This is a genomic window from Pseudokineococcus marinus (assembly GCF_013004605.1).
Taxonomy (GTDB): Bacteria; Actinomycetota; Actinomycetes; order Actinomycetales; family Quadrisphaeraceae; genus Pseudokineococcus; species Pseudokineococcus marinus.
Map to the genome: position 1 here is coordinate 1 of NZ_JABEMA010000343.1, position 2,955 is coordinate 2,955.

A 2,955-nucleotide genomic window follows, 5' to 3' on the forward strand; every position below is an offset into this window, starting at 1 on the left:
CCCGTCGACCCCGGCGCCTGCGACCCCGGCCGCCGCGTCGGCGTCCTCGCGGTGGAGGTCGACCTCGAGCCGGTCAGCGGCGAGGTGCTCGACGAGGCCGCGCCCCCACTCGACGACGACGACGGACGCCTCGAGGTCGGCGTCGAGGTCGAGGTCGTCGAGCTCGAGGGCGTCGCCGAGGCGGTAGGCGTCGACGTGGACGAGCGCGGGACCGCCGACGAGCGAGGGGTGGACGCGGGCGATGAGGAAGGTCGGCGACGTCACCGGCCCCCGGACGCCGAGGCCGTCGGCCAGCGCCTGGGTGAGCGTCGTCTTGCCCGCCCCGAGGTCGCCGGAGAGCACGAGCAGGTCGCCGCCCCGCACGAGCGCGCCGAGCCGGCGGCCGAGGGCGCGCGTCTCCTCCGCCGTGCCCAGCTCGACGCGGACCTCGCTCACGCGCGCTCCGCCGCCGGCGGCACGAGGGCCGCCGGCTGCGCCCGGTCGTGCGCCACCACGCGGGCGGCGCGCGCCAGCAGGTGCTCGACGGCGTCCTGCACGACCTCGGGGTGCTCGAGCGGGACGAGGTGCCCGGCGTCGCGGACGACGACGTGCTCGGCGCCGGGCAGCCGCCGGACGATCTCGTCGCTGTGGGAGGGCGGCGTCAGCAGGTCGTGGTCGCCGACGAGGACGAGCACCTCCCCGCCGGCCAGCGCGCTGAGCGCCTCGGCCTTGTCGTGGCGGTCGAAGGCGGGGAAGAAGTCGTCGATGACCTCGACGCTCGTGCCGGCGATCATCTGCGCGGTGAAGTCGACGACGTCCTGGGGCACGTCCGAGGCGTAGGACCAGTGCCGCACGAGCAGCGTCTCGAGGTCGCCGCCGAGGGTGCGGGTCCGCTCGACGAGGCCGGACCGCCGCGCCAGCAGCCCCAGCGCCGTGGGCGCGACGCGGCGCAGGGCCGGCGCGAGGGCCGCGAGCCCGTAGTCGTTGGCGGACATGCCGCCCGCGCTCGTGCTGATGAGCGCCGTCCCGACGACGCGCTCCGCGACGAGCTCGGGCGACCGGGCGGCGAGCGCCATGACGGCCATGCCGCCCATCGAGTGCCCGAGCAGCACGAGCGGCCCCCCGGGGCAGGTGGCGGCGAGGACGTCGGCGAGGTCCTCGCCGACCTGGTCGATCGTCGCGGAGCCGCGGGGACCGCGCTCGGAGCGCCCGTGGCCGCGCTGGTCCCACAGGACGAGCCGGTACCGGCCGCGCAGGGCGAGGCGCTGCACGTGCCAGAAGTCGAGGTTGAGCCCGTACCCGTGGCTGAGGACGACGGTGGGCCGGTGCTCGGCGGCCGCCGCGGCGCGCTCCTCCTCGGGGAGCTCGTCGACCTCGACGTGCAGCTGGGTCCCGTCGCCGGCCCGGACGACGAGGGGGCGGCCGGTCAGCGAGCCGAGCGGCACCTCGCGCCGCGGGGGCCGGGCGCCGGGCAGGGGCAGGAGGGGGCTCACGCGCGCCCCCCGGACGCGGCGGCGGCGACGGCGGTGCCGGGGCCTCCGACGACGCCGGCGGTGCCGACGTGCACCCTCGGCACCCGGGCGCCGATGCGCGTGACGACCTCGTACGCGATCGTGCCGGCGGCGTCGGCCCAGTCCTGGGCGGTGGGGCCGCCGTCCGCGCCCGTGCCGAAGACCTCGACCTCGTCGCCGGCGCGGACCGCCCGGGCGGCGTCGTCGTCGCCGAGGTCGAGGACGACCTGGTCCATGCAGACGCGGCCCGCGACGGCGTACCGGCGCCCGCGCAGGGCCACCGGGCCCCGCCCGCTGGCGTGGCGGGGCAGACCGTCGCCGTAGCCGAGCGGCACGAGCGCGAGGCGCGCGCGGCCCGCCGTCACGTGGTGGTGGCCGTAGGAGACGCCCTCCCCCGGGCCGACCTCCTTGACCAGGGCGAGCCGCGCGCGCAGCGACATCGCGGGCACGAGCCCGAGGTCGGCGGACGAGAAGCGCTCCGGGGCGGGCGAGACGCCGTAGACGGCGACGCCGGGGCGGACGAGGTCGAGGCGCGCCGCGGGGTGGGCGAGCAGCCCCGAGGACGCGGCGAGGTGGCGCAGCGGGGGGCGGACGCCGAGGCGCGCCGCCACGGCGACCGCGTCGTGCAGGCGCTCGACCTGGGCGAGCGTCAGCGCGTCGGAGGCCTCGTCGTCGGCGGAGGCCAGGTGGGACCACACGGCGACGACCTCGAGGGCGCCCTCGGCCTGGGCGGCCGCGGCGGCGCGCACGACGTCGGGCCAGTCCCGCGCCGTCGCACCGCCCCGGGACAGCCCGGTGTCGACCTTGAGGTGGACCCGCGCGGTCCGCCCGGTGCGGCGCGCCGCGTCGACGAGGGCCTCCACCGCCCAGACGGCGGAGGCCGAGAGGTCGACGTCGGCCGCGACCGCGGGCGCGAGGTCCTGCCCGGGCACGACGAGCCAGGCGAGGACGGGGGCGGTGACACCGGCGGCGCGCAGCTCGAGGGCCTCCGCCAGGTGGGCGACGCCGAGCCACGTGGCGCCCCCGGCCAGGGCGGCGCGGGCGCACGGCACCATCCCGTGCCCGTAGCCGTCGGCCTTGACGACCGCCATGACGGCCGCCCCCGCGGCGCGCCCCCGCAGGACGTCCGCGTTGGCGGCGACGGCGTCGAGGTCGACGACCGCGCGCGCGGGCAGCGCGTCGCCCATGTCGTCGGCCGGCGCGGTCGCAGCGGCAGCGGGGGTCGTCATCGCCGTCCAGTCTCGCACCGCGCGGCCCGCGCGTCCGGCAGGCGCCGGGGGCACGGGTCGGGGACCAGGAGCTCGAGGAGGACGGGCCCCGGCGTTCGGTGTCACGGGGGCGGGGCACCGGGGCGGGGACCGGCGCCTCAGCCCCGCGGCACGTCGACGAGGAGCGCGGTGAGGACCTCGGGCAGCGCGTGGAGCACCGCCTCGGCGTGCAGCGGGCCGCCCCCGGACGCGGCGTG

3 protein-coding genes are annotated in these 2,955 nt (G+C 79.3%); all 3 read right to left on the bottom strand.

Going from position 1 to position 2,955, the window contains the following annotated elements:
* The coding region (gene tsaE / locus HLB09_RS15095; protein ID WP_171204150.1) for a tRNA (adenosine(37)-N6)-threonylcarbamoyltransferase complex ATPase subunit type 1 TsaE at positions 1-435 on the bottom strand (435 nt) is incomplete at its 3' end.
* Complete coding sequence (locus HLB09_RS15100; RefSeq protein ID WP_171204151.1) at positions 432-1,472, bottom strand: alpha/beta fold hydrolase; 1,041 nt, start codon at positions 1,470-1,472, stop codon at positions 432-434. The genes HLB09_RS15100 and tsaE, both read right to left, overlap by 4 nt.
* Positions 1,469-2,719: an alanine racemase gene (alr, locus tag HLB09_RS15105; RefSeq protein WP_212771170.1), complete on the bottom strand. Its 1,251-nt coding sequence runs from the start codon at positions 2,717-2,719 to the stop codon at positions 1,469-1,471. Before alr ends, HLB09_RS15100 begins: the two co-directional genes overlap by 4 nt.
* Positions 2,720-2,955: the final 236 nt, after the last annotated feature.